Below are 26474 nucleotides of genomic sequence, written 5' to 3'. Positions count from 1 at the left end.
GTCGGCTACGGCGTCGAGGTGCTCGCCTACATCCCCCGCCCACGCCCTCGGCGTCCCGCTCGCCGCGCTCCTGGTGCCGGCGACGGTTCTCGGGGCGTTCGCCGGGTTCGAACGGCTGCGGCGGTACTGGCACGGCAGCGGCCCCGCCGGCCGTGCCCCGGTCGCGCACTCGTGGACCCTCGCCGCGATCGCGCTGGTCCTGCTGTTCTTCGCGCTCTCCCCGGACCCGTACGGCTGGGTGCAGGACCTGTTCTACCGCGACTACGGCTTCAACGCGACGGACGACGGCTCCAACATCCGGCTCACCCTGTGGACCAGCCCGACCCAGACGTTCGGGGCCCTGCTGTTCGTACCGCTGATGCTGGTCCTGCTGGACCTGCTGCGGGAGCACGGCGGCGACCGCCGGCGCCGGCTCGCCTTCCTGCTGCTGCCCGCCGCGGTGATGGGGGCCAAGGCCAGCTTCCTGCCCACGCTCTTCTGCGGCCTGCTGCTCGTGCTCGCCGTGCACGGCCTCGTGCGCCGCCGCGTGCACGGGATCGCCGCGGCCGCGCTGGGCGTCGTGCTCGGCTGGCTGGTCTTCGCGCAGCTCGTGCTCTTCGGCGGCGAGAGCCAGGGCCTGGGGCCGGGCCCGCTCGACGCCCTGCGCCGCAACCCGGCCGGCGTGAGCACGCATTACACCGAGGATCCGCGGGTGTACCGCCTGATCGTGCTCCTGGCCCTGACGGTCCTCGCCTGGCTGGCGATCTGGGGCGCCGCCCTGGGCCTGCGCCGCCGCCTGCTGCACCCGGACGCGGTACTGCTGCTGGGCCTGGGCCTGGCCGGCTTCTCGATCCTGGTCCTGTTCGGCCACTCGGGCGGCCAGGCCGAGGGCTTCTTCCTGCAGGGCGCCCGCCCGTACCTTGCGGCCTTGGCCACCTGGGGCCTCCTGTCCCTGCCCCGCCCCCGCCGCGTAATTTATTGGCTCGGGGCCGGCGCGCTCTTGATCTACGTCGTACGTTTTCTCGACGGCGCCCAGGTCCCGGCCATCGGCCCCACGCGCCACGCCGCCGCCGTCACCGCCGCCCTCGTCTGGCCCTGGGCCGTCATCGCCGCGGTCGCGCTGGCCGGCCTGCTCCTCGCCCGCCGGTCGGCCAAGGCGTACGCCGTCGTCGCCGTGTTCCTGCTCGGCTGTACGGCCCCCACCGCCGTGCGCCAGATCGTCTACGCGGCCCAGGACGGGCGCGCCAACGGCTGGAGCGAGCGCGCCGACCTGTGGCCGATCGTCACCGAGGGGACCCTGGAGGCCGGCCGCTGGCTCCGCGATCATTCGTCCCCGAACGACCTCGTGGCCACCAACATGCACTGCGCCTACGAGGGCCGGCGCGGCCACTCGGCCTGCGACCGCCGGCACTTCGGCATCGCCGCCTACAGCGAGCGCCGGGTCCTGGTCGAGTCCTGGGCCTACACCGCCGAGGCCCACGACCAGGAGGCGATCCAGGGTGTACCGCAGGAGCACACCGCCTACTGGAACCCCCGGGTCCTGGCCGACAACGACGCCGCCTTCGCCCGCCCGTCCCCCGAGACGATCGGCGTGCTGCGCGATCGCTACCACGTGCGGTGGCTGTTCACCGAGGACGACATCATGCCCCCGTCGCCCGACCTGTCACGCTACGCGACGCTGACGTTCCGCTCCGGCGCCTGCGCCGTGTACCGCGTCGGCTGACCTCCGTCGCACACACGTTCTATCCACAGGCTGTGGACGAACATGTGTACGAACTCCCGGAGTGCCTTCTCGTGCTGGTTATGTGGGCCCGAACGACGTGATCATCGATCGGCTCAAGGGTTTCCGAAAGAAGCCCTAACGGGCACTTAAGCAGTGGTTCACGAACGGCGGGCCGTTACCGTTCGAAGTGGATCGATGACATTGGTTCTTGAGGGTTGCGCCAGGCGCGACCGATGCCCGACAAACCGGACAATTGCCCCCGGCGCGCTGCGTGGGAGCGCTCCCCAGTGGTGCCCTTCGATGTTCAGCGATCAATAAAGAGGATTAACAGACTTTGAAATGAGGTCTGTGGATCATGTTCCGCAGGCGTGGAACCGCTCGATGAAACTTAAATTGACCCGTTCCTAAGGCCCTGCCTAGGTTGGTTTCGCCGGCCGGTGGAAACCGCCGGAAACCAGCTCGACAGGATAGAGGAACTGCAATGGCTCAGCCGCACCCGTCGGGCTCCGGCGGGGGACAGGCACCACGCGGTCGATCCACACGGGGCGGTCCGCCGTCCGCGGTCAACGTCGGGCTCGTGGCCCTTGCCGGGCTGCTGCTGCTCGGCGTGGCGACCGGCGGCGGGCGCGAGACGATGACCCAGCTCTTCGGATTCCTGGTCTTCTACTGCGGCGTCTTCACCCTGGTCTCGCTGACGCTGTCGGTCATCGTGGGGCTCGTCGCGACCGACCGCATCATGCTCGTGGCCCGGCACCGCGTCTGGGTCCAGTCGGTGCACCGCACGCTCGGCATCGTCGCGGTGGCCATGCTCGGCCTGCACATCGCCACCGAGGTGATGGCCGCGCGGGTCAGCGTGGTCGGCGCGCTGGTGCCGTTCACCATGGCGCCGTTCACCATCGGCGCCGGGTCGGTCGCGGCGTACCTGATGATCCTGGTGATGTGGACCGGCATCGTCCGCGCCCGCTTCGCGCAGACCGGCAAGCCGTGGATGTGGCGGCCGCTGCACGCGACGGCGTACCTCTGCTGGCCCGTCGCCCTGTGGCACGGCCTCAACGCCGGCCGCCCGCCGGCGGTCTGGGTGACCGCCAGCTACCTGCTGCTGGGCTTCCTCACCTTCGTGGCGCTCGGGCTGCGGCTGTCCGTCGAGCGCAACCGGCGCCGGCAGCAGCTCGCCGCCGACCGCACCACGACCCTCATCGCGCCCGTGGGGCGGCCGGAGCCGGTCGGGTACGAGCGGCGCGCGCCTCGCACGTCGCGCTCGGCGAACCGGTTCCGCTGGGACGCGCCGCCGGCCGACCAGCAGTGGGCGGCGGAGGAGCGGCCGGCGGATCTGCGCGCCGACTACCGGCGCGAGGCCGTTGCCGACGTGACGCCGGTGACCGCGATCCCGTCCTATGTGGACAGTTTCGTCGAGGCCCCTGTCCCTGCCGCTGCCCCTCGCTTCGTCGAGAGCCCTCGCTTCTCGGACGGCCCGCCGCGCTTCTCCGACGATCCCCCGCGCTTCTCCGACGATCCCCCGCGTTTCTCCGACGATCCCCCGCGTTTCTCTGCCGATGCCCCGCGTTTCTCTGCCGATGTCCCGCGTTTTGCCGAGGGGCCGCGCTTCTCGGACGATCCTCCTTACGAGCCCGAGCACCTCGTCGAGGCCCCCTACGAGCCGGTGTACGAGCCGATCGAGGAGCCGGTCCAGACCTACCGCGGGGTCGCCGCTGCGATCCAGGACGACTACGACCCCTACGCCGCCTACCCCGAGCCGTCCAAAGTGGACGACACCGCGGGGATGTCGCTGCGGGACCGGTTCGCCGCGCGCCGCTCGGCCGCCGCGGCGACCGCCGCCGCCGAGGCGGAGCAGGACCGCTACGCCGACGACGACACGCCCACGCTGGTCAACCTCGACACCCGGCGCGAGCTGCGCCGCCAGGAGCGCGAGCAGGCTCAGAAGAACGTCAGCCGCGGCCGGCGCTACCGCGACGACGATGACGACGACGTCGCGTTCTGGAACCGCATTCGGGGCGAGGCCCGATGAGCTCACGCAGTCGTGGTGCTACCGCGACCGCGGCGCCGCAGGTGCCGACGGTCCTGACGATCGGCCCGGCCCGGCTCACCGCCGGGCTCGACCGGGCCGAGCGGCTGGACCTGCGCGCGCACCAGCAGGTGCACGGCCCGATCGGCCCGCTGGCGATGCGTGGCCTGCTCGAGCTCGCCGAGGACATCCGGCTCACCGGCCGTGGCGGCGCCGGCTTCCCGTTCTACAAGAAGGTCAAGGCCGTCGTCGACGTCGTCGAGCGGCGCATGCTCGCCCCGTACGTCGTCGTCAACGCGACCGAGGGCGAGCCGGCGGCGTGGAAGGACAAGGTGCTGCTGACCCGCGCGCCGCACCTCATCCTCGACGGGGCCGCGCTCGTCGCGTGGGCGCTGCGCGCGGTGGAGATCGTGCTGTGCGTGGCCGACGACGGCGTGGGGGAGCGCTCGCTGCTCAACGCCCTGGCCGAGCGCGACATGCCGGTGCCGTCCCGCGTGGTGCGGGTCCCGCACCGGTTCATCTCCGGCGAGGGCGGCGCCCTGGTGCAGGGCATCAACGGCTTCCCGCACATCCCGCCGGGCATCAAGCGCCGGGCGGCCGAGGCCGGCGTGGCCGGGCAGCCGACGCTGCTGTCCAACGCCGAGACGTTCGCGCAGCTGGCGATCGCGGCCCGGATCGGGCCCCGGCGCTACTGCGAGGTCGGCGACGGGGAGAACAAAGAGCCGGGCACGGTACTGCTCAGCGTCACCGGCAGCGCCCGGCACCCGGCCGTGGTCGAGTGCCCGACGGGTACACCGCTCGAGGAGGTGCTCGACCTGTGCGGCGTCCCGGCCGGGCCGGCCGTGCTCACCGGCGGCTTCCATGGCCGCTGGATCGACATGGCGGGCGCGGCGCGGGCCCAGGTCTCGCGCCGCGGGCTCCAGGCGGTCGGCGGGGCGCTCGGCGCCGGGATCATCCTGCCGCTCGGGCCGGACACGTGCCCGGTGGGCGAGGTGGCGCGGGTGGTGCGGTACCTCGCGGCCGAGTCGGCGGGCCAGTGCGGCCCGTGCCGGCTGGGCCTGCCCGACCTGGCCCGGGCCGTGGACGGCCTGGCGACGGGGTCCGGCGACGCGGCCGTCGTGCGGCAGGCCGCGGCGGCGGTCAAGGGGCGTGGCGCCTGCAGCCATCCCGACGGTACCGCCGGATTCGCCACCTCCGCCCTGGAAGTCTTCGCGGACGATCTCGCCCGCCACGCCCGGTCCGGCGACTGCGGACGCCCGGTCGCCGGGGTGCTGCCGGTGCCCACCGCCCGTGACGAGGGCGGCACGCGGCGGCTGCACGTCGACTGGTCCCGCTGCGACGGCCACGGACTGTGCGCCGACGTGGCCCCCGACCTCATCCGGCTGGATGGCAACGGCTATCCGGCCTTCATGGACGCACCCGTGCCGGTGCGGCTCGAACCCGTTGCCGCGCAAGCGGTGGCGATGTGCCCGGCACTCGCGCTCCGCATGGCTGCCCCGAAACGGTGACGTGATGATCGAGGCATATGGACGCCGCACCGCGCGGCACACCTCCGGCCCCCGCGACGCGGACGACGAGCTGCTCGTCGCCCTGTACCGGGAGCACGCCGACGCCCTGCTGCGCTTCGTCGCGCGGCTCACCGGCGGCGACCGGCAGCGGGCGGAGGACATCGTGCAGGAGACTTTGCTGCGGGCCTGGCGCAACGCGGACCGGTTCGACCACAGCGCGGTCGGCTCGCTGCGCCCGTGGCTGTTCACGGTCGCGCGGCGCATCGCCATCGACGAGCACCGCAGCGCGAGCGCCCGGGCCGGCGAGAGCTTCGGCCAGGACCTCGACGAGCTGTGGCTGGCCGACCTCGCGCAGTCCGACGAGACCGAGCGCGTGCTGGCCAACATGGTGGTCATGGACGCCCTGCGCAGCCTGAGCCGGGCCCACCGCGAGATCCTGGTGGAGACCTATCTGCGCGATCGCACCGTCAACGAGGTGGCCGAGCTGCTCGGCCTGCCGCTGGGCACGGCGAAGTCCCGGGTGTACTACGCACTGCGCTCCCTGCGTGCGGCGCTGGACGCTCGCAAGGGTGGTACGGAGCGCGGCGCCCGATAGTTCGAATACACGCCCGGCAATCTTTGTGAACTTGTCCACTGTGGAACCTTCAGTCTCGCGCCCCTCGGCCGCCCGTACCACTTGGCGGAACACGAGACACGCCAACCGAGGAGGATCCAGTGGCAGCAACCAGGCTCACCGCCACCGTGGCGGGATGTGCCGCGGCGGCGGCCGCGCTGGCCGCCCTGACCGCGTGCGCGCCGCAGGGCGCGGGCGCCGACAACGCCTACGATGCGGCGGCCCAGGCGCAGGCGCCGGCCCTCAATGATGTGGCCGGGGAGAGCCTCGCGCCGGTCAGCACCGCGCCCGCGGCCCCGCTGACCACCGCGCTCAAGGCGGCGTCGATTCCGAAGATGGGCAAGGTCGTCACCGACCAGGACGGGTTCGTCCTGTACCGATTCGACAAGGACACCGCCAAGCCGCCGAAGTCCAACTGCGTCGACAAGTGCGCGCAGGTGTGGCCGCCGGCGCTGACCGACGGCAACCCGGACCTCACCGGTGTCGACACCGCGGTCGTCGGTACCGTCACCCGCGCCGACGGATCCCGCCAGATCACGCTCGCCGGTTGGCCGGTCTACCGCTACATCGGCGACCCGAAGCCGGGCGCCTGGAAGGGCCAGAACGTCGGCGGTGTCTGGTTCGTCGTCGCGCCCGACGGCAAGAAGAACCTGACCTGCCTGCCCACGCCCGCGCCGACCGCGGTGCAGCCGCCGGCCGCCTCGGCCGAGCCGACCGCCACCGGTAACGGCGGGTCCGGCGGCTACTGATGTACTCCGTCGAGCCCGACGGCGCCGGTTCCCGGCCGTGGCCGCGCCGCCGCACCTGGCCCTGGTGGGTCCTGATCGCCGCGGCCGTGGGCGTCATTCTGGGCGTGCCGTCCTGGCGCGCCGCGCTGACCGGCGGTCAGGCGGGCTCGGCGAACGCTCAGCAGACCGCTCCGGCCGCCGCGTACGGCCCGGCCTCGCCGGCCGCCCAGAACCCGGTGCAGGTCGCCGCGGCCGGAACGCAACCGGCCGGGGCCCTGCCCTCGGGGTACACCATGACCAGCTTCGGCCCGCTGGGCCCGGTCGACCGGGAGTTCCTGACCAAGGTGCGCCAGGCCGGGCTCTGGGAGGGCCCGGCCGGCACCATGGCGCAGTCCCGGGCCGCCGATGAGAAGGTCAAGGAGGTCGGCAAGCAGCTCGCCACCGACCACAAGGGCCTCGACCAGCAGGTCCGGCAGGTGTCGGCGCAGCTCGGGGTACCGCTGCCGGACAAACCGAGCGACGAGCAGCAGGGGTGGCTCAACGAGATGAACGCCGCCACGAGCGGCGAGCAGTTCGACGACGTCTTCTCCAACCGGCTGCGGGCCGCGCACGGCAAGGTCTTCGCGCTCGTCTCGCAGATCCGCTCCGGCACCCGCAACGAGCTCGTGCGGACCTTCGCCCAGACCGCGGTCAACGTCGTGATGAAGCACATGACGCTGCTGGAGAGCATCGGCAACGTCAACTTCGGCGCGCTGCCCGAGCCGGTCAGCGGCGCGGCCCCGGCCAAGAAGAGCAACGCCACGCCCGCCTTCGCCCTGCAACCGGACGCCGTCTGGGCGATCGCCGGGGTGGCCGTGGCCATCGGCGCCTTCGCCGCGTTCCGCATCTTCCGCGGGAGCCGGGGTTCCCGGCACCGCACAACGTACTGATTTTTGTACCGTCCATCTTGGACGCTTGATCCTCGGCGCCGTCGAGTGCAAGGAAGGCCTCGACGGCGCCGAGCCCATCGCTTTTCACTGCTCCCCATCGACTGTTATCGTGCGCTAGGCCCCGGTGGAGGGGCCGGTTACCGACGCACACGGGGAGGACGCGGTGACCAACGGGGGTAGTGCCTTGCCTGTCGGCGAGGTCCCGATGGAGGTTTCACAGGCCGCTCAGGCTCGCGGGCTCGGCCCGCTGGTGAGCGAGCGGCAGCTGGCCAACATGCGCAACCGGTTCCTGCTGTGGCTGGTGATCGCCTTGGCCTGCCTCGGCCTGCTGATCGGCGTCAGCGCGATCGGCAGCAAGATGAGCGTTTTCGACGCGATGTACTCGGTCGTCCGGTTCATCGGCCTTTTCTTCTGTTTCGGCATGGTGTTCGCGATCGGCACCGCCATCCGGACGCTGGTTGTGGGCAATCGCGCCTATTTTGTCTACAGCGAGGGCTTCGTCTACCGACACAACGGGAAGGTCCGGGCGTTCAGCTGGCCTGAGACCACCGGACTGCAGTCGGTGCTCGGCAAGCGCGGCGATGCGGCCGGCAAGCTGAGCCACTACAACCTGCTGGTCCAGGGGAGCGAGCCCATCATGATCCCGATCCAGATCGTCAACGGGCGGGACGAGTTCCTCGACCACCTCATGGCGGCGCTGAACCGCCACGGCCGACCGATCACCTGACAGGACCACCATGCAACCTGGATATCCGCCCTCGGATCCGCAGCAGCCTTATGGGCAGCCTCAGCAGCCTTACTCGGCGCCGCCGGCCTATGGGCAGCCGCCGAACTCCGCGCCGCCCGCCTATGGGCAGCCGCCGCAGCAGCAGCCTTATTCGGCGCCGCCGGCTTATGGGCAGCCGCCGAACTCCGCGCCGCCGTCTCCCTCTCCCCAGAGTGGGCCGCCGGCTTACGGGGAGCAGCCGGGTTACGGGCAGCCGCCGGCTTATGGGCAGCAGCCGCCGGCCTACGGGCAGCAGCCGCCGGCCTACGGGCAGCAGCCGCCGGCCTACGGGCCGCCTCAGCAGCCTTATGGGCAGCCTCAGCAGCCGCACTACATGCAGGTGCAGCAGTCGACCGAGGCCAAGAGCGCGCTGGCCTCGAAGGGGCAGCGGGAGATCGTCTTCGGTCTCATCTGGATCGCGGCCGGCATCGGCATCACGGTGTGCACCTACGCGGCGGACATCCCCGTGTACGTCGTCGCCTGGGGCCCCATCGTCTGGGGCGTCGTCCAGGTCATCCGTGGTGTGATCAACCTGGGCCGCGGTCGCTGACGCGTTGCCGCCGGGGTGCGGTTCGTCCGCACCCCGGGGGTTCTCAGCTCGGCCGAAACTGTCATACCCCGCGGCTAGCCTCATCCCCGAAACACGTTGCTTCACAAGTCAAGAGGGGATGGCGGCGGCCTTCTGCTCGAGGTACCGCTGCTCGGGAAGACTTGTGGTGCGCTTGGCGGCGAGGGCGTACCACTCGCGCGCCTCGCCGGGAGCACCGGCCATCTCCAGCAGGTGCGCGCGCACGGCGGCCAGGCGGTGGCTGGAAGCCATCCGGTCGTCGGCGTCGAGGGTCGCCAGCAGGTCCAGCCCGGCCCGTGGGCCCTTCACCATGGCCAGCGCGACGGCGTGGCTCAGCGTGACCATCGGGTTCGGGGCGACGCGGGCCAGCAGTTGGTAGAGGACCAGGATCTGCGGCCAGTCGGTCGCCGCGGTGTCGGCGGCCTCGTCGTGGACGGCGGCGATCGCGGCCTGCAGTTGGTAGGGGCCGGGCGAGCCCTGCGGCAGTGTGCGCGTGATCAGGTCGGTGCCCTCGTCGATCATCGGGCGCAGCCAGAGCGAGCGGTCCTGCTCGGCCAGCGGGACCAGGGTGCCGTCGGGTCGTGTGCGGGCCGGGCGGCGGGCATCGGTGAGCAGCATCAGGGCCAGCAGGCCGGCGACCTCGCCGTCGGCCGGGAGCAGCCGGTGCACGTCGCGGGTCAGGCGGATGGCCTCCGCGGTGAGGTCGCCGCGGTGCAGGTCGGCCCCGGAGCTCGCGGTGTAGCCCTCGTTGAAGATCAGGTACAGCACGTGGAGGACGACCTCCAGGCGGGCCTCGCGCTCCTCGGGCGGCGGCGGGGCGAACCGGGCGCCGGCCGACTTGATCTTCGCCTTGGCGCGGCTGATGCGCTGGGCCATGGTGGCCTCGGGGACGAAGAAGGCGCTGGCGATCTCGGCGGTGGTGAGGCCGCCGACCGCGCGCAGGGTCAGCGCGAGCTGCGACGCCTGCGACAGGGCCGGGTGGCAGCACAGGAAGAGCAGGGTGAGCGTGTCGTCGCGGTCGGGCACCGCGTCGGACGGCTCCGGCTCGAGGGCGGCGACGGCCTGCTCCCGCCGGCGGCGGGCGTCGTCGGAGCGGAACTGGTCGGTGAGGCGGCGCACGGCGACGGTGATCAGCCAGCCGCGCGGGTTGGCCGGGGTGCCCTCGGCGGGCCACTGCAGGGCGGCCGCGAGCAGGGCCTCCTGAACGGCGTCCTCGCAGGCGTCGAACTGGCCGTACCGCCGGATCAGGATGCCCAGCACCTGCGGGGCGAGCGTGCGCAGCTCCTCCTCGACCGTCACAGCCTCATCTCTACACCACCACCGGCCGGGGCCCGCGCGCCCGTCACCTCGACGGCGTCAGACCGCCATCGGGCGGGCCTTGTCGGTCGCCAGTTTCACGGCGATCAGGCCGAGGAGGGTGCCGGTGACGTACCGCTGGGCGCGCAGCCAGGCCGGGCGCCGGGCCAGGAACGCCGCGATGGAGCCGGCCGCGCCCACGATCCCGGTGTTGACCAGGAGGCTGACGACGATCTGCACGCCGCCGAGCAGGAACGCCTGGGCCACGAGATGACCCGCGTGGACGTCGACGAACTGGGGGATCAGCGAGGCGTACATGATCGCCGCCTTCGGGTTGAGCAGGTTGGTCATCAGGCCCATCGTGAACAGCCGGCGGTTCGAGTCCGGCGGCAGCTCGACCGGGGCGAACACCGACGTCCCGCCCGGGCGGACCGCCTGCCAGGCGAGGTAGGCCAGGTAGCCGGCGCCGGCGAGCTTGACCGTCGTGTACAGGGCGGGCACGGCGGAGAAGACCACGGAGAGCCCGGTCGCGGCGAGGGCCAGGTAGACGAGGAAGCCCACGGCGACGCCGCCGAGCGAGGTCAGGCCGGCGCGGCGGCCCTGGGAGATGCTGCGCGAGACGAGGTACATCATGTTCGGGCCCGGCGTGAGAACCATCCCGAGCGCCACGAGCGCGACGCCCGCCGCCGCACCGACAGAGATCATGAGGCCCACGATGCCCCGCCGGTCGGCTACGGAGAACGGCCAATCCGCGATGAGTGGCGTACGACAGCGGGCGTAGGCGCGGTTACGCCCGTCGGGCCACGACCGGAGGCCGCGGATTTGCCAGGCTGTTGGGGTGCGATTCACACCGAGATGGCGCAAGGCGATCCTGACGCTGCACGTGGCCACCGCGGTCGGGTGGCTCGGCACCGACCTGGTGCTGCTCACGCTCGGCATCGCCGGGCTGAGCGGGGCCGCCGACCGGGCGGTGGTGTACCCGGCGCAGGGGCTCATCGGCATCGTGCTCTTCGTTCCGCTGACGTTCCTGGTGTGGCTGGTCGGCGTGGTCAACGCCCTCGGCACGCCCTGGGGGCTGGTCAAGTGGTGGTGGGTCGCGGTGAAGCTCGGCATCGTGACGGTGATGCTGGGACTGGTCGTCCTCGCGCTGTACCCGAACCTCGCCGACGCCTCCGACCTGGGCGCCGCGCTACCGGCCCAGTAGCGCCTCAACCTCGTCATCGCGCCCGCCGTGTCCAGCACGCTGCTGCTGTTCGCGACGGTCCTGTCGACGTACAAGCCCTGGGGCCGCACCCGCCGCGGTGAGCAGGGTGGCCGCGCCCAGCACGCCGACGACCAGGCCGGGCCGCAGCGCCTCGGCGAGCAGGCCGGCCAGCGCCGGTAGCAGGCCCTGCGCGGTCATCAGGCCGGTGCTGAGCAGCCCGAACGCCTGGCCACGGCCGTCGGCGGGCAGCGCGTCGCGGAACGCGGCCTGCACGCCGAGGCCGAACGCGAAGCCGACCCCGACGAGCACGAGCGCGGCGGCGAGCACCGGCCACGCCGGCTGCCCCGCCCGGGTCGCGGGGAGGGCGAAGACCAGGCACGGCAGGCCCATCAGCGCGATGAGGGCCGGAACGAGCCGCTCGCGCCGCGCGGGTGCGAGCAGCCGGCCGACGACCAGGTTGCCGCCGACCATGCCGACCGGGATCGCGGCGAGCAGCCAGCCGGCGACGCCGACGGGGAAGCCACGACCGGCCGCGTACGGGACCATGAGCGCCTCGGCGCCGGTGATGAACGCGGGCGGGAGCCATTGGACCAGTAGCAGGCGGCGGACGGTCCGGTCGCGCAGCAGGGCCGCGTTCCCGCGCCAGCTGGCCGCGGCGAGGCCCTTCGGCCCGGAGGCGGCTCGGGCGCCGGCCTGGGCGGCGGGTCGGGTGGCGGGTCGGTCGTCGGTGTCAGCGTTGGCCTCGGCTGCGGCCCGGCCCGCGACGTGGGCGGCGGGTCGGTCGGCCAGCGACAGCCGGGTCCAGGCCGCGGCGATGACGTGGCCGAGCGCGGCCAGCAGCATCGCGTCGCGGCCGCCCAGGACCGCGACCGCTACGCCGGCGCCCGCCATGCCGACGAGCTGGGCCAGCGAGGAGGCGACGTTGGCGAGGGAGCGGCCCAGCACGTACGCGTCGCCGGTGAGGGTCTCGGCGATGAGCGCGTTCTGGGCGCCCATGAACACCGGGGTGAGCAGCGCCCCGGCGGCGACCAGGGCCAGGGCGGCCCAGACCGGTAGCGCGAAGGCGGCGAGCAGCGCGGCGACGGCGGCCTCGGCGAGGTAGCCGAGCACGATCAGCGGCCGCGGCCGGATGCGGTCGGCGAGGGCACCCAGCACACTGGCCCCGAGCAGCTGGGGCAGGAAGCCGATGCCGTATGCGAGGGCGGCCAGGGCCGGCGAGTCGGTGGCGGCGTAGACGAGCAGCGAGAGCGCGACGATGCGCAGGGTGTCGGCCAGGATGCTCAGCGTCCGGGTGCCGAACAGCACGCGGAACGTGCGATCGCGCAGCACCGCCGTGTACGTGGTCATGCCCCTCAGCCTCATCGCGCGCCGCGCTTGCGCGAGAATCATTCGTCCCTGGACGTAAGGTCGGGGGATGCTCCGGCTCGAGGTCGCCGCCGATGACCTGCTGCACACCCGGTTCGCGGTGTCGCCGCTGTTCGAGCTCGGCGCGCTGCTGCGGCGGCTGAGCGGGCTGGCGCCGCTAGGGCCGTTCGCGCGGCTGCGGCCCGCCTACGAGCGGCTGCGGGCCGGGACCGACCTCGACGCGGTGGTGGCGCTGCACACCGCGCGGTACGGGGCCGACTTCGTCGGTTCGCCGCCGGCCGGGATGCAGCAGACGTGGCAGGACGACCTCGCGGCCGTACGGGCGACGCCGTTGCCGGTGGCGCGCCGGGAGATCGCGCGGGCGCTGTCCGCGGGGCCGCGGATAGGCCCGGCGGCGCTGGCCGTGCTCCGCGCCGACGACGTGGTGCCCCGGCTGGCCGCGGCGCTGGAGGAGGCGTGGCTGACGCTGCTGGCGGCGGACTGGCCGCAGCTGCGCGCGATCTGCGAGAGCGACGTGGTGTACCGCGCGGGGCGGCTGGGCGAGGGCGGCTGGGCGGCGGCGTTCGCGGGCCTGCATCGACGCGTGCGCTGGCACGACGGGGCCGTGGAGATCACGGTTCCGGCGGAGCCGCCCGTTGCGCCGACGGTGGCCTCCGTTGCGGCGGCGGGGACCGCCGGTTCGGTCGCAGGGATCGCCGGTTCGGTCGCAGGGATCGCCGGTTCGGTCGCGCGGGAGGAAATCGGCGGGGCGGGCGTGCGGACGGTCGCCTCCGATGGGGCGGGGCTGCTGCTGGTGCCGTCCGCGCTGGTCTGGCCCGGGATCGGGATCTACACCGATCCGCCGTGGCGGCGGGCGCTCGTCTATCCGGCCCGCGGGGTCGCGGCGCTCTGGGAGGGGGCGCCGGTCAGCGGTGGGGCGCTCGGGGAGCTCGTCGGGCGGTCGCGGGCCCGGCTGCTGCTGGCTCTGGAGGAACCGGCCAGCACCACGCAGCTCGCGGGGCGGCTCGGGCTGGCCGCCGGCGCGGTCGGTGATCATCTCGCGGTGCTGCGGCGGTGCGGGCTGGTGCGTTCGGCGCGGGCGGGGCGGTCGGTGCTGTACCGGCGTACGGCCCTCGGGGACGCGCTCGCCGCCCAGGCTTGAACGGCTCCCGGCCATCGGTGTCGGCCTTGGCGTGAACCTTTTCCGCATCGGGGTCCCGCGCCCGCACGGCGAACTAGGCTGCGGTTAATCGCGCCCGTCACACGACCAAAGGAGTTTGCTGTGGCTTCGAGGCTCAACCCGTACATCAATTTCCGGGGCAACGCCCGACAGGCGATGGAGTTCTACCAGAGCGTGTTCGGCGGCGAGCTGCGCATGAACACGTTCGGCGAGTACGGCTCCGACGACACGGCGATCGCCGATCAGATCATGCACGCGCAGCTGGAAAGCCCGGCCGGGTACACGATCATGGCGTCCGACACGCCGCCGAACATGACGCTCACCCCCGGTGACCACATCACGGTCAGCCTGAGTGGCGACGATGCCACGGAGCTGCGCGGGTACTGGGAGAAGCTGTCCTCCAGCGGCAAGGTCTCCATGCCGCTGGAGAAGCAGATGTGGGGCGACGAGTTCGGCTCCTGCGTCGACCAGTTCGGCATCCAGTGGATGGTCAACATCACCCAACCGCAGGGCTGACTAATCTCGGGGGCATGCCCACCGAGGATGAGCTGACCGCGCTCGATCGCGAGCATGTCTGGCACCCGTACGCTCCGATGCCGGCTACGCAGCCGCCGCTGGTGGTCTCGTCGGCATCGGGCGTGCGGCTGACCCTGGCCGACGGCCGGGAGCTCGTCGACGGGATGTCCTCGTGGTGGGCGGCGATTCACGGGTACCGGCACCCGGCCCTCGACGCCGCCGTGACCGACCAGCTCGGGCGCATGAGCCACGTCATGTTCGGCGGCCTCACCCACGAGCCCGCGATCCGCCTGGCCAAGACGCTCGTCGACATCACGCCCGGCCCGCTGCGGCACGTGTTCCTGTGCGACTCCGGCTCGGTGGCCGTCGAGGTCGCGGTGAAGATGTGCCTGCAGTACCACCGCTCGCTGGGCCGCACCGGGAAGCGCCGGATGCTCACCTGGCGCGGCGGCTACCACGGCGACACGTTCCACCCCATGTCGGTCACCGACCCCGACGGCGGCATGCACAGCCTGTGGCGCGGTGTGCTGCCCGAGCAGGTCTTCGTGCCGATGCCGCCGGTCGAGTACGACCCGGGCTATGTGGCGAGGATCGCCGAGACACTGCGTGAGCGCCGCGACGAGATCGCCGGCATCATCGTCGAACCCGTCGTGCAGGGGGCGGGCGGGATGCGTTTTCACAGCCCGCGGTACCTCACCGCACTGCGCGAGCTCGCCGACGAGCACGACGTGCTGCTCGTGTTCGACGAGATCGCCACCGGCTTCGGTCGCACCGGCGAGCTGTTCGCGGCCGACCACGCCGGGGTCGCGCCCGACGTGATGTGCGTGGGCAAGGCGATGACCGGCGGGTACCTCTCGATGGGGGCCACCCTCTGCGTGCCGCGCGTCGCCGCCGGCATCAGCCGCGGCGAGACCCCCGTGCTCGCCCACGGGCCGACGTTCATGGGCAACCCGCTCGCCTCGGCCGTCGCGAACGCCTCGATCGACCTGCTGCTCGCCGGCGACTGGGCCGGCAACGTGCGCCGCATCGAGTCCGGGCTGCGTGCGGGCCTCGAGCCGGCGTGGAAGCTGCCGGGGGTGCGCGACGTGCGCGTGCTCGGCGCGATCGGCGTCGTGCAGCTCGACCACGACGTGGACATGGCCGCGGCCACGGCCGCCGCGGTCGGGCACGGGGTCTGGCTGCGGCCGTTCCGCGATCTGGTTTACACGATGCCGCCGTACGTCACGGGCGACCTCGATCTGGCCGCCGTCTGCGCGGCCGTGGTCGCCGCGGCGGAAGCGGCTTGAGCGCGGCGCGCAATCGGATCTGAGCGCGGCGCGCAATCGGATCTGGAGGGCCGCGCGCAATCGGATCTGGAGGGCCGCGCGCAATCGGATCTGGAGGGCCGCGCGCAATCGGATCTGGAGGGCCGCGCGCAATCGGATCTGGAGGGCCGCGCGCAATCGGATCTGAGCATCGCGCCGCAATCGGTCTGAGTGCCTTGGCGCAAACCCGTCTGAGCGCCGCGTGCGCCGGGGTTGCGGCGGCTTCCGTCGTTGCGGAAGTTGCCTAGTCCGTCCATTTGGGACATCGTGCCGTGCAAGAAGGCGGCAGTGTTACGCAATTATGTCGCAAGGCCTTGTGCAAGGGCGTGCGGCCGCCCTAATGTCACCTCACTCCACGGCGTCCGCTCCCACCCCGCCTCGAGCGTCCGAGGTGTACACCCCTTCACCCCGCTCGACGTCCCGCCATCTCGATGCATCTGGGTGCGACCGCCTACCCGAGAGAAACGAGTCAATCGATGTCACGGAGCACCACAGGAGCACCACCGCGGTGGTCCGCGGCGGCGACCGCGGCCGCCGTCGGCCTCGGGCTCATCGTCGCCGGTGGCACCACCGCCTACGCCGCTTCGGCGGCGCCGGCCGTGACGCGGGCGGGCCTGGACCCCGCGCTGGTCGCGGGCCGGGGCGCCAACGTCGGCTTCGCCGAGCAGGAGGCGGAGAACGCCAAGACCAACGGGGTGGTCATCGGACCGGATCGCGCGGCGTACACGCTGCCGGCGGAGGCCTCCGGCCGGTCGGCGGTCAAGCTCACGCCCGGGCAGTACGTCGAGTTCACGCTGCCGAGCGCGGCGAACGCCATCAACGTCCGCTACAGCATCCCGGACGCCCCGAATGGCGGCGGCATCACCGCGCCGCTGGACGTGACGGTGAACGGCAAGTCCAAGCAGACGATCTCGCTGACCTCGCAGTACTCCTGGCTGTACAACCAGTATCCGTTCACCAACGACCCCAACGCGGACCTGCTGCACGCCGACTGGTGGATCACCGAGTGCGGCTGCGTGCCGGCCGCCACGTCGCCGGCGCCGCAGATCAGCAAGCCGTTCCGGCCGTTCCACTTCTACGACGAGCAGCGGCTGCTGCTGGGCAAGACGTACAAGGCGGGCGACAAGGTCCGGCTCGCGGTGCCGGCCGGCAGCAACGCCGCCTGGACCGCGATCGACCTGCTCGACTCGCAGCTGGTCGCCGCCCCGAAGATCGACCTGATCGCGTCGAACGTGCTGTTCTTCGGCGCGGACCCGACCGGCAAGCGCGACTCCGCGGACGCGTTCGACATGGCTATCGCGTTCGCCAAGTGGACGCACCTGAAGGTGTACGTGCCGCCGGGCACGTACCAGGTGAACCGGCACATCGTCGTGGACAACGTCACGGTCGAGGGCGCGGGCTCCTGGTACACCATCATCAAGGGGCACGAGGTCGCGCTCAGCGAGCCCGCGCCCGACAAGTCGATCCACACCGGGGTCGGCTTCTACGGCAAGTACGCGCAGGACGGCGGCAGTCGTAACGTGCACCTGTCGGGCTTCTCGATCGTCGGTGACGTGCGCGAGCGCATCGACACCGATCAGGTGAACGGCATCGGCGGGGCGATGTCGGACTCCACCATCGACGGGCTGTACATCCAGCACACGAAGGTGGGCCTGTGGTTCGACGGCCCGATGAACAACACCAAGGTCACCAACACCACGGTCGTCGACCAGATCGCCGACGGCCTGAACTTCCACACCGGCGTCACGAACTCGTCCGTGTCGAACAGCTTCTTCCGCAACACGGGCGACGACGCGCTGGCGATGTGGTCGGAGACGACCGCGGACGCGAACAACACGTTCGACCACAACACCGTGCAGACCCCGACGCTGGCCAACGGCATCGCGATCTACGGCGGCCAGGACATCACGGTCTCCGGCAACCTGGTCGCGGACCCGATCCGCGAGGGCAGCGCGCTGCACCTGGGCACCCGCTTCGGCGCCCAGCCGTTCGCCGGCACGATCAACGTCACGAACAACACCACGGTCCGGGCCGGGACCTACGAGCTCAACTGGAACATCGGCCTGGGCGCGATCTGGCTGTACGCGCTCGAGCGCAACATGGACGCGAACATCCAGGTCGTGGGCGACAACTTCCTCGACAACACGTACAACGCGATCATGCTGGTCGTCGACTTCCCCGTGAAGGACCAGTACTCGATCACGAACGTCCACTTCAAGGACATCAAGGTGGACGGTACCGGCACGTCGGTCGTCTCGGCCCGCGTGGCCGGCTCGGCGACCTTCGAGAACGTCGACGCCCGCAACGTGGGCGCGGTCGGCGTGAACAACTGCGGCTCGTTCCACTTCACCCCGGCCGGCTCGGAGTTCTCCCTGACCGACCTGGGCGGCAACGACGGCGGTGGGACCACGGGCCCGTGGCTGGCGCCGTGGGAGCTGCCGAACACCATCACCTGCGACGACCGCCCGCCGGTCGTGGCACCCCCGGCTCCGCAGCCGTGGTGATAATCGCCTGAACCAGAGCGCCCCCGCCGATCTCCGGACCGGCGGGGGCGCTTCGTTCAGGCGTGGCGCCGGATGCGCAAAAGCGGTCGCGGGGCCCGGCGAGACCCCGCGACCGCGGCTTTGTGCGCCGACGCCGCCGAGCGGATCGCGCCTGTACACGCTCCGCTCGGCGGCCACCGTCCGCGTCGCCCCGTTCCCCCGACTTCGACGCGGACGAGCCACCGGCATGCGACCGCCCCCCGGTCCGAACACCTTGTGGCTGGTGGGTCCGGATAAGCGTATCTAGACGTCTAGGTGAGCGCAATTGTTGATTTGCGGAATTGTGGATTAGCCTTGCGGGCGTGCGGGGCCGCCTCTTTCCAGTCGCCGATGGCTGGTACGAATGGCGCCAGGACGAGCCCCCGCTGGCCGGGGCGGTGCTGGTGCGCGTCGCTGTGGGTGCGGGTGGCCGGCTCGTGCTGACCGGGCTGCGCATCGACGGGACGCCGAGCGCCGAACTGCTGCGCGCCATCCCGGTCGGGCGCATCGAGGCGGCGGCCAACGCGCAGCTGGCGGCCGGGGAAGCGGCCGGAGGTACAACTCCGGTGCTCAGCCTTCGGGCCCGACCCGTCGCGCCGCCGGTGGCCGAGGACATCGGCTGGGAGATGGTCGAGCCGGCGCTGGCCGTCGTGCGCGCGGCTCCGGCCGGGCCCGGACGGCTGCGGGGGCGGCCCGACTTGTTCTATCGGCAGGTCGCCGACGTGTACCTCGAGTTCGCCGCGGCCTCGGCCCGCCCCGCGTGCGATCTGGCCGACCGGCACGGGGTGCCCGTGAGCACCGCGCACCGGTGGGTGAAGGAGGCCCGCCGGCGCGGGTTCCTGCCGCCCGGGCGGCCCGGCAAGAGCGGCTGACGGCGGGCGTGCGCGTCACTTGTATCGTGGACGTGTGTCGATAGACGGGGCCTTACGGGCGAGGGTGCACGGGCTCGTCACCGAGTACCTCGGCGGCCAGGACGTGCCCGCAGACCTCGTCGACCGGCCGATCGCGATCCGCAGCGGGACCGCGGTCGTGTATCTGCGCCTGATCGCCAGCGAGCCGCCGTTCGTGCGCGTGTTCTCGCCCCTGCTGCGGCAGCTGGCGTGCTCGCCCGAGCTGCTGGCCGAGCTCAACGAGCTCAACGGGCGGCTCAACTTCATCCGGCTGTTCTGGCGCGACGAGAGCGTGTTCGCGGCGGTCGAGATGCTCGCGTCCACGCTGGACCCGATCGAGCTCAGCAACGCCTGCGACTGGGTCGCCGACACCGCGGACTACTACGACGAGCGGCTCCGGGACCAGTTCGGCGGCCGGCTGGCGTTCGACCCGGCGGAGACGCCGAGTTAGCGATACGACACACAGAGCGACGATCCGGATGACCGTTCCAAAAGTGTCAGACCCCGGGTCCAAGATGAGACCCATGAACCGCCTCATCGTCTCGACCGTCGGGGGCCGACCGGTCACCGCCACCGAGCACCGCATCCCCTCTCTCAACCCCTCCCGGCTGGACGACGTCGTGGCCGAGGTCGCGCTCGCCGACGCCGACACCTTCGTCGCCGCCTGCCGCTCCGCCCGCCGCGCGCAGAAGGCCTGGGCCGACGTGCCGGCGCCGGTGCGCGGGCGGGTCGTGGCCAACCTCGGCCGCCTGGTGGAGGCCAACTTCGAGGCGCTCGCCGCGCTCGTCACCCGCGAGGTCGGCAAGACGCTGGGCGAGGCCCGCGGCGAGGTCCAGGAGATCGTCGACACCTGCGACTTCTTCCTCGGCGAGGGGCGGCGGCTCTACGGGCAGACCGTGCCGAGCGAGATGCCCGACAAGCAGCTGTTCACGTTCCGGGTGCCGGTGGGGGTCGCGGCGATCGTGACCGCGGGCAACTTCCCGGTGGCGGTCCCGAGCTGGTATCTCGTGCCGGCCCTCCTGTGCGGCAACGCGGTGGTGTGGAAGCCGGCGGAGTACGCGGCGGGGTGCGCCGAGGCGTTCGCCGAGCTGATCCGCCGCGCGGGGGTGCCCGAGGGCGTTTTCGAGGTGGTGTACTGCGACGGGCCGACGACCTACGCCGGGCTCGAGTCCGGGCTCCGTGAGCAGCTCATCGACAAGGTCGGGTTCACGGGCTCGTCCGAGGTCGGGGCACGCATCGGCGAGCTCGCCGGGCGGCACCTGCAGAGCGCCTGCCTGGAGCTCGGCGGGAAGAACCCGATGGTCATCACCGAGGACGCCGACCTCGACCTGGCGGTGCACGGGGCCCTCTTCGCCGGCTTCGGCACCGCGGGGCAGCGCTGCACCTCGCTGGGGACGCTGATCGTGCATGACAGCGTGCTGGACGAGTTCACGCGGCGGCTCGAGGACGCGGTGCAGGGGGCGGTCGTCGGGGACCCCGCCGACGCCTCGGTGCTCTACGGGCCGCTGATGAGCGAGCGGTTCGCGGAGCGGTACGAGGGCTATCTCGAGTGGATCGAGGACCACCACCGCGTGTCGGGCTCGTCGGGGGTCGGGCGGATCACGGCGGACAACCCGCGGGCCGGGTTCGTCGGCGACCCGGCGGCCGGGCTGTTCTACCACCCGGTGCTCGTGCACGGGGTGCGGCCCGAGGACAAGGTGTTCCAGCAGGAGACGTTCGGGCCGCTGGTGGGCGTGGTGCGGTACTCGGCGCTGGAGGAGGCGATCGAGCTCGCGGACGCGCCCGGCTACGGGTTGTCGGCCGCGATCTACACCACCGATCCGCGCAAGGCGTTCACGTTCCGGCGGGGCACGCGGGCCGGGATGGTCAGCATCAACAACTCGACGTCGGGGGCGGAGGCGCACCTGCCGTTCGGGGGCAACGGGCGGTCGGGCAACGGGAGCCGGCAGTCCGGGGTCTGGGTGCTCGACCAGTTCACGCGCTGGCAGTCGATGAACTGGGACTACTCGGGGCGGCTGCAGCGGGCGCAGATGGACACGCTGACGATTTCGCCGGACCTGGATTATCGGCTCGTCTCGGATTAAATCGGATATTTGCCGTAAATTTCCCGTCGGAGGGGCGACTCGTGCTGGAGGCGGCGCGGGAGCTATGGACGGCGGGAAACAGTGATCTTGCGGGAGAAGGGGGCACGGTCGACGCGCTGGGCCGCGGTGGCGGTGCTCGCCAGGTGCGGGGCGTTGGCCGTGCCACAGGCGGGCTTCGCGGCCCAGGCCGGGCCGGGGTGGAACGCCGGCGCGGGAATGGCCGGTCACGTCGATCGGGCGGCCAAGGTCGATCGGGACGGTAAGGCCGATCGGCGCGGCAAGACTGGCCGGGACGGTAAGGCTTCTCGGGACGGTAAGGCTGGCCGGGACGGTAAGGCTGGCCGGGAAAGTAAGGCTGGCCGGGAAAGTAAGGCTGGCCGGGAAAGTAGCGTCGGTCGGGACGGTAAGACTGGCTCGGTGGCCAAGGCTGGTCGGGTCGGGCGGAGTGACCGGGCCGGCGGGAGCGATGCGGCCGGTCAGGGCGGCGTGATCGGGCGGGTCGGCGGTAGTGGGCTGACTGGCGCCGGCGGGCATGTCGGCAGTAGTGGTCAGGCGACGTACACGATCACGGTCGTCACCAACCACCCGCTCGGGGACTCCGCCGCGGCGGGGCCGTCCAGCGAGGCCACGCCGACCGCACCGGTGATCCCGGCCACGCCGCCCGACACCGACCTGACGCTCACCACCGACCAGGGGCTGATCACGAGGGCGGAGCCGGGGCAGGACATCGTGGTGATCGGGACAGGCTTCATGGCGTACTCGACGGCCACCATCGTCGTGTACTCCACGCCCATCGAGCTCGGCACCGTCGTCACCGACGGGCAGGGCAACTTCAGCAAGCCGGTGCGGGTGCCGCCGGACCTCGTGGTCGGGGCGCACCAGCTCGTGGCCGCGGGGGTCGGGCCGAACGGGCTGCCGCACAGCCTGAAGATGGCGATCACCGTGCAGGCGGCCGGCAGCGCGCTCGCGGTGACGGGCACGCCGATCGCGGCGATGCTGCAGCTGGGCCTGGCGACCGTTTTCGGCGGCGGGAGCCTGCTGTTCGCGGCCCGCACCAGGCGCCGGCGGCGCTAACAGGTAGGTAGTCGAAGCGGCCGGGCCCGGAGAGAGCCCGGCCGCTTCAGCAAAAGGCTTAGGCCACCGCGGCGACCGCGGGCGTCGGGGCCGGGGCCTTGGACTGGCGGGCCTTGAACAGCAGCAGGGACAGCGCCGCGGCCGTGATGGACAGGCCGCCCGCGATGTACCAGGCCATGTCGTAGTTGCCGAGCCGGTCGCGCAGCAGGCCCGTCGAAGTCGCCGCGATCGCCGCGCCGAACTGGTGGGACGCGAAGACCCAGCCGAAGACGACGGGGCCGCTCGCGCCGAAGTACTCGCGGCACAGCGCGACTGTCGGCGGTACCGTCGCCACCCAGTCCAGGCCGTAGAACAGGATGAACACGAGCATGCTGGGCCGGACCGTCGCCGCGAACAGCGCCGGCAGCACGAGCAGCGACAGCCCGCGCAGGGCGTAGTACCAGCCGAGCAGGATGCGGCTGTCCATGCGGTCGGTCAGCCAGCCCGAGGCGATCGTGCCCGCGATATCGAAGAGCCCGACGAGCGCGAGCAGCGAGGCGGCCGTCGGCTCGGTCATCCCGTGGTCGTGCGCGGCCGGGATGAAGTGGGTGCCGATCAGACCGTTCGTGGTCGCCCCGCAGATCGCGAAGCCGCCCGCCAGCAGCCAGAACGCGGGCGAGCGGGACGCCGTGCGCAGGGCCCCGAGGGCCCGGCGGGCCGCGCCGCCGCTGCCGACCGGCGCGTCCACGGAGACGTCGGTCGCGCCGTACGCGGCCACGCCCAGCTCCGCCGGGTGGTCCCGCAGGCGCCACAGGACCAGCGGCACCACGGCGAGGGCCGCGCCCGCCACCGTCAGCGCGGCCGCGCGCCAGCCGTGCGCGTCGGTGAGCAGGGCCAGCAGGGGCAGGAAGACGAGCTGGCCGGCCGCGCCGCCGGCGGTGAGCACGCCGGTGACCAGGCCGCGGCGCTTCACGAACCAGCGCCCGGTGACGGTGGCCACGAAGGCCAGCGCCATGGAGCCGGTGCCGAGGCCGACGAGCACGCCCCACAGGGCGATGAGCTCCCAGCTGTGCTTCATGAACACCGTCAGGCCGCTGCCGGCCGAGACGAGCAGCAGCGCGTACGCGACGACCCGGCGGACGCCGAAGCGCTCCATCAGCGCGGCGGCGAACGGGGCGGTCAGGCCGAACAGCAGCAGGTTGATCGACACGGCCAGCGAGATGGTGCCCAGCGACCAGCCGAACTCGTCGTGCAGCGGATGGATGAGCACGCCCGGGGTCGCGCGGAAGCCCGCGGCGCCGACGAGGGCGACGAACGCGACGGCGGCGACGAGCCAGGCCGGGTGCAATCTCTTCACGAGACTATTGCAGCGGATTCGGTACCGGAGAACGAGTGGCCCGAAAGCCAACGTACGCAAGAATTGAGCCATGACCGAGCAGCACCTCGTGGCCGTGATCGCGCTCGACGGCGTGGTGTCCTTCGACCTGGGTACGCCGACGCAGATCTTCGGCACCGCCCGGGACGAGACCGGGCACCGGAAGTACCAGATCGCCGTCTGCAGCCCCGGAGGGCTTCCGGTCGAGACCTCGGCCGGCTACAAGGTCCTGCCGGAGCACGGGCTGGAGATCCTGGAGCGCGCCGAAACCGTGGTCGTGGCCGGGATTCACCGCGGCGACCCGGTCGAGCGCGGCACCCTGGACCCCGCCGTCGCCCGGGCGCTGCGGAGCGCCCACGAGGCCGGCAAGCGGGTCATGTCGATCTGCACCGGCGCGTTCGTGCTGGCCGCGGCCGGGCTGCTGGACGAGCGCCCGGCGACGACGCACTGGTGGTGGGCGGAGCGGTTCCGGGAGTTCTTCCCGCAGGTCAAGCTCGACGCCGACGTACTCTTCGTAGATGACGGCGACGTGCTGACCAGCGCCGGGGTCGGGGCCGGCATCGACCTGTGCCTGCACGTGGTGCGCACCGACTTCGGCAGCGAGGTCGCCAACCGCGCGGCCCGGCGCAGCGTGGTGCCGCCGTGGCGCGACGGCGGGCAGGCGCAGTACATCGAGCGCCCCCTGCCGCGTCCCGCCGACGCCACGCTGGCCGCCACCCGTTCGTGGGCGGCCGAGCGGCTGGATGCGCCGCTGTCCCTGCAGGACCTGGCCGCGCACGCCAACATGAGCGTGCGCACGTTCACCCGCCGGTTCCGCGAGGAGACCGGGGTGAGCCCCGCGCGCTGGCTGCTGCAGCGGCGCGTCGACCACGCCCGCGCCCTGCTGGAGAGCACCAACCTGCCGGTCGAGGTGGTCGCGCGCCGCTCCGGCCTGGGCACGGCCGCCGGGCTGCGCCAGCACCTGCAGAACACGATCGGGGTCGCCCCCAGCGCCTACCGCCGCACCTTCCGGGTTGTGCCGGAGGGCGTCGGCGGGTAGGCAGGGATGAGCGATCGCCGTCGATCTCTCTGGGAGGTACCCGTGCGAAGGCTCATCCCCCTGCTACTCGTCCCGGTCCTGCTCGCCCCCGCGGCCCCCGCGGCCGCCGCGAGCACGAACGGGCCCACCGCGACGGGGTACGGCGGCGCGGTCGCGTCCGTCGACCCCACCGCCACCGCGGCCGGCCTCAAGGTCCTGCGCGACGGCGGCAACGCGGTCGACGCCGCGCTCGCGGTCGCGGCCACGCTGGGCGTGACCGAGCCCTTCTCCTCCGGCATCGGCGGGGGTGGGTTCTTCGTGTACTACGACGCCCGCACCGGCCGCGTCTCCACCCTCGACGGCCGGGAGGCCGCGCCGCAGTCGATGGGCGCGACGGCCTTCGTCGACCCGGCCACCGGCCAGCCCCTCGCCTTCCAGGAGGCACGCGTCAGCGGGCTGTCCGCGGGTGTACCGGGATCCCTCGCGACCTGGCAGGAGGCGGCCCGGCGCTGGGGCTCCCGCCCGCTCGCGGCCGCGCTGCGCCCCGCCGCCCAGGTCGCCCGCGACGGCTTCACCGTCGACGCGACCTTCAACCAGCAGGTCAAGGACAACGCCGCCGCGTTCGCGCAGTTCGGGCCGACGGCCCAGCTGTTCCTGCCCGGCGGCGCCCCGCCCGCCGTCGGCAGCACGCTGCGCAACCCCGACCTGGCCGCGACCTACGACCTCGTCGCCCGCCGCGGCACCGGCGTCTTCTACAGCGGCGACGTCGGCCGGGACATCGTCTCGACCGTGCAGCACCCGCCGGTGGCCGCGAACCCGGGCCAGGCCTGGCAGTACCCGATCCGCCCCGGCGGCATGACGATCGACGACCTGCGCGCCTACGACGTGCGCAACCCGGCGCCGACCCGGATCTCGTACCGCGGCTACGACGTCTACGGCATGGCGACGCCGTCCTCCGGCGGCTCCACCGTCGGCGAGGCGCTGAACATCCTCGAGCGCTCCAACCTGTCGAAGCTCGAGAAGACCCAGGCGCTGCACCGGTACCTCGAGGCGAGCGCCCTGGCCTTCGCCGACCGCAACCGGTACGTCGGCGACTACACGCCCCGGCCGCTGCTCGACGCGCTGCTGACCGACGGCTTCGCGGGCGAGCGGGCCTGCCAGATCGATCCGGCGAAGGCGCTCGCCAAGCCGGTGCCGCCGGGCAACCCCGACGGGCGGTACGACCGTCACTGCGCCACCGCGCCGGGCGGGGCGAGCCCGGACAAGGGCCAGTCGACGACCAACCTCACGGTGGCCGACAAGTGGGGCAACGTCGTGGAGTACACCCTGACCATCGAGCAGATCGGCGGCAACGGGATCGTCGTGCCGGGCCGCGGCTTCCTGCTCAACAACGAGCTGACCGACTTCAACTTCACGAACACCCAGGGCACCGCGGACGACCCGAACCTGCCCGGCCCAGGCAAGCGGCCGCGCAGCTCCATGGCCCCGACGATCGTGCTCCAGCACGGCAAGCCGTTCCTCGCGGTCGGCTCGCCGGGCGGCTCGACGATCATCACCACCGTGCTGCAGATCCTGGTCAACCGCCTCGACCTCGGCATGAGCCTGCCGCAGGCGGTCGCGGCCCCGCGCGCCTCGCAGCGCAACAGCGTGAGCGTCACCGCGGAGCCGGCGTTCATCGCCTCGCCCGAGGGCACCGCGCTCGCCGGGCTCGGCCACACGTTCACGCCGATGGCCGAGATCGGCGCGGCCACCGCCATCGAGTTCCTGCCCCACGGCAAGCTCCTGGCCTGCGCCGAACCCGTCCGGCGGGGCACCGGCTCGGCCGGCACCGTCCGCTAGATCGGGGTGCGC

Annotated in this window: 23 protein-coding genes; 19 read left to right on the top strand and 4 right to left on the bottom strand. The window is 72.4% G+C overall.

Going from position 1 to position 26474, the window contains the following annotated elements; translation table 11 throughout:
* The first annotated feature begins 73 nt into the window (after window positions 1-73).
* From ACPPVO_RS59045 to ACPPVO_RS59010, 8 genes are all read left to right on the top strand, one after another.
* The gene (locus tag ACPPVO_RS59045) at window positions 74-1702 is read left to right on the top strand and encodes a hypothetical protein (protein ID WP_426508648.1); all 1629 of its coding nucleotides are present in this window, start codon (window positions 74-76) and stop codon (window positions 1700-1702) included.
* A gap of 577 nt (window positions 1703-2279) precedes the next feature.
* Window positions 2280-3728 carry a hypothetical protein gene (locus ACPPVO_RS59040; protein ID WP_426508647.1) on the top strand — a complete coding sequence of 483 codons (1449 nt, stop codon included), beginning with the start codon at window positions 2280-2282 and terminating at the stop codon, window positions 3726-3728.
* The gene (locus ACPPVO_RS59035) at window positions 3725-5233 is read left to right on the top strand and encodes an NADH-ubiquinone oxidoreductase-F iron-sulfur binding region domain-containing protein (RefSeq protein WP_426508645.1); all 1509 of its coding nucleotides are present in this window, start codon (window positions 3725-3727) and stop codon (window positions 5231-5233) included. The genes ACPPVO_RS59040 and ACPPVO_RS59035 overlap by 4 nt, the downstream gene beginning before the upstream one ends.
* Window positions 5234-5237: 4 nt before the next feature.
* Window positions 5238-5828 (top strand): sigma-70 family RNA polymerase sigma factor, encoded by a 591-nt coding sequence (locus ACPPVO_RS59030; protein ID WP_426508643.1) that lies wholly within the window; start codon window positions 5238-5240, stop codon window positions 5826-5828.
* Between the two features lie 119 nt (window positions 5829-5947).
* The gene (locus ACPPVO_RS59025; RefSeq protein ID WP_360374990.1) at window positions 5948-6595 is read left to right on the top strand and encodes a COG4315 family predicted lipoprotein; all 648 of its coding nucleotides are present in this window, start codon (window positions 5948-5950) and stop codon (window positions 6593-6595) included.
* A complete protein-coding gene (locus ACPPVO_RS59020; RefSeq protein WP_426508641.1) occupies window positions 6595-7503 on the top strand; it encodes a DUF4142 domain-containing protein in 909 nt (302 codons plus the stop codon). The genes ACPPVO_RS59025 and ACPPVO_RS59020 overlap by 1 nt, the downstream gene beginning before the upstream one ends.
* 205 nt (window positions 7504-7708) lie before the next feature.
* Window positions 7709-8230 carry a hypothetical protein gene (locus ACPPVO_RS59015; RefSeq protein ID WP_426508639.1) on the top strand — a complete coding sequence of 174 codons (522 nt, stop codon included), beginning with the start codon at window positions 7709-7711 and terminating at the stop codon, window positions 8228-8230.
* A 373-nt stretch (window positions 8231-8603) separates the two neighbouring features.
* On the top strand, window positions 8604-8819 hold the full coding sequence (locus ACPPVO_RS59010) for a hypothetical protein (protein ID WP_426508638.1): 216 nt from the start codon (window positions 8604-8606) through the stop codon (window positions 8817-8819).
* 108 nt (window positions 8820-8927) lie between these two features.
* On the opposite strand, the gene ACPPVO_RS59005 is transcribed toward ACPPVO_RS59010, so the two are convergent.
* Window positions 8928-10136, bottom strand: a complete 1209-nt coding sequence (locus ACPPVO_RS59005) for an RNA polymerase sigma factor (RefSeq protein ID WP_426508636.1) — start codon at window positions 10134-10136, stop codon at window positions 8928-8930.
* A 57-nt stretch (window positions 10137-10193) separates the two neighbouring features.
* A complete protein-coding gene (locus ACPPVO_RS59000) occupies window positions 10194-10838 on the bottom strand; it encodes a LysE family translocator (RefSeq protein ID WP_426508634.1) in 645 nt (214 codons plus the stop codon).
* 133 nt (window positions 10839-10971) lie between these two features.
* Here ACPPVO_RS59000 and ACPPVO_RS58995 point away from each other — a divergent pair, with 133 nt between their 5' ends.
* On the top strand, window positions 10972-11337 hold the full coding sequence (locus tag ACPPVO_RS58995) for a hypothetical protein (protein WP_426508633.1): 366 nt from the start codon (window positions 10972-10974) through the stop codon (window positions 11335-11337).
* On the opposite strand, the gene ACPPVO_RS58990 is transcribed toward ACPPVO_RS58995, so the two are convergent.
* Window positions 11323-12684 (bottom strand): MFS transporter, encoded by a 1362-nt coding sequence (locus ACPPVO_RS58990; RefSeq protein ID WP_426508632.1) that lies wholly within the window; start codon window positions 12682-12684, stop codon window positions 11323-11325. The two genes, ACPPVO_RS58995 and ACPPVO_RS58990, sit on opposite strands and share 15 nt — an antisense overlap.
* A 67-nt stretch (window positions 12685-12751) precedes the next feature.
* Here ACPPVO_RS58990 and ACPPVO_RS58985 point away from each other — a divergent pair, with 67 nt between their 5' ends.
* The 8 genes from ACPPVO_RS58985 (at window position 12752) to ACPPVO_RS58950 (ending at window position 22251) form a co-directional block, all read left to right on the top strand.
* Window positions 12752-13843, top strand: coding sequence for a winged helix-turn-helix domain-containing protein (locus ACPPVO_RS58985; protein ID WP_426508630.1), 1092 nt, complete (start codon window positions 12752-12754; stop codon window positions 13841-13843).
* Window positions 13844-13963: 120 nt separating this feature from the next.
* Window positions 13964-14377 (top strand): VOC family protein, encoded by a 414-nt coding sequence (locus tag ACPPVO_RS58980; protein WP_426508628.1) that lies wholly within the window; start codon window positions 13964-13966, stop codon window positions 14375-14377.
* A 14-nt stretch (window positions 14378-14391) separates the two neighbouring features.
* The gene (locus ACPPVO_RS58975) at window positions 14392-15663 is read left to right on the top strand and encodes an adenosylmethionine--8-amino-7-oxononanoate transaminase (RefSeq protein ID WP_426508626.1); all 1272 of its coding nucleotides are present in this window, start codon (window positions 14392-14394) and stop codon (window positions 15661-15663) included.
* 494 nt (window positions 15664-16157) lie between these two features.
* A complete protein-coding gene (locus ACPPVO_RS58970; RefSeq protein ID WP_426508624.1) occupies window positions 16158-18185 on the top strand; it encodes a glycosyl hydrolase family 28-related protein in 2028 nt (675 codons plus the stop codon).
* 341 nt (window positions 18186-18526) lie between these two features.
* Window positions 18527-19075 carry a hypothetical protein gene (locus ACPPVO_RS58965; protein WP_426508622.1) on the top strand — a complete coding sequence of 183 codons (549 nt, stop codon included), beginning with the start codon at window positions 18527-18529 and terminating at the stop codon, window positions 19073-19075.
* Between the two features lie 34 nt (window positions 19076-19109).
* Window positions 19110-19544 (top strand): T3SS (YopN, CesT) and YbjN peptide-binding chaperone 1, encoded by a 435-nt coding sequence (locus ACPPVO_RS58960; RefSeq protein WP_426508621.1) that lies wholly within the window; start codon window positions 19110-19112, stop codon window positions 19542-19544.
* Between the two features lie 73 nt (window positions 19545-19617).
* Window positions 19618-21177 (top strand): aldehyde dehydrogenase family protein, encoded by a 1560-nt coding sequence (locus ACPPVO_RS58955; protein WP_426508619.1) that lies wholly within the window; start codon window positions 19618-19620, stop codon window positions 21175-21177.
* A 417-nt stretch (window positions 21178-21594) separates the two neighbouring features.
* The gene (locus ACPPVO_RS58950) at window positions 21595-22251 is read left to right on the top strand and encodes a hypothetical protein (protein ID WP_426508617.1); all 657 of its coding nucleotides are present in this window, start codon (window positions 21595-21597) and stop codon (window positions 22249-22251) included.
* Between the two features lie 58 nt (window positions 22252-22309).
* Here the strand turns inward: ACPPVO_RS58950 and ACPPVO_RS58945 are convergent, their stop codons facing one another.
* A complete protein-coding gene (locus ACPPVO_RS58945) occupies window positions 22310-23638 on the bottom strand; it encodes an MFS transporter (RefSeq protein ID WP_426514911.1) in 1329 nt (442 codons plus the stop codon).
* A 19-nt stretch (window positions 23639-23657) separates the two neighbouring features.
* Between ACPPVO_RS58945 and ACPPVO_RS58940 the strand changes: the two genes are divergently transcribed.
* Both ACPPVO_RS58940 and ggt read left to right on the top strand, forming a co-directional pair.
* Window positions 23658-24644, top strand: a complete 987-nt coding sequence (locus ACPPVO_RS58940) for a GlxA family transcriptional regulator (RefSeq protein WP_426508615.1) — start codon at window positions 23658-23660, stop codon at window positions 24642-24644.
* 42 nt (window positions 24645-24686) lie between these two features.
* Window positions 24687-26462, top strand: coding sequence for a gamma-glutamyltransferase (gene ggt, locus ACPPVO_RS58935; RefSeq protein ID WP_426508614.1), 1776 nt, complete (start codon window positions 24687-24689; stop codon window positions 26460-26462).
* The last annotated feature ends 12 nt before the right edge of the window (window positions 26463-26474 follow it).

The sequence above is a fragment of the Dactylosporangium sp. McL0621 genome, assembly GCF_049995355.1.
In the GTDB taxonomy this organism is placed as follows: domain Bacteria; phylum Actinomycetota; class Actinomycetes; order Mycobacteriales; family Micromonosporaceae; genus Dactylosporangium.
Note: the sequence above shows the minus strand (reverse complement) of the source record. Positions and strands in the feature narration are given on the sequence as shown.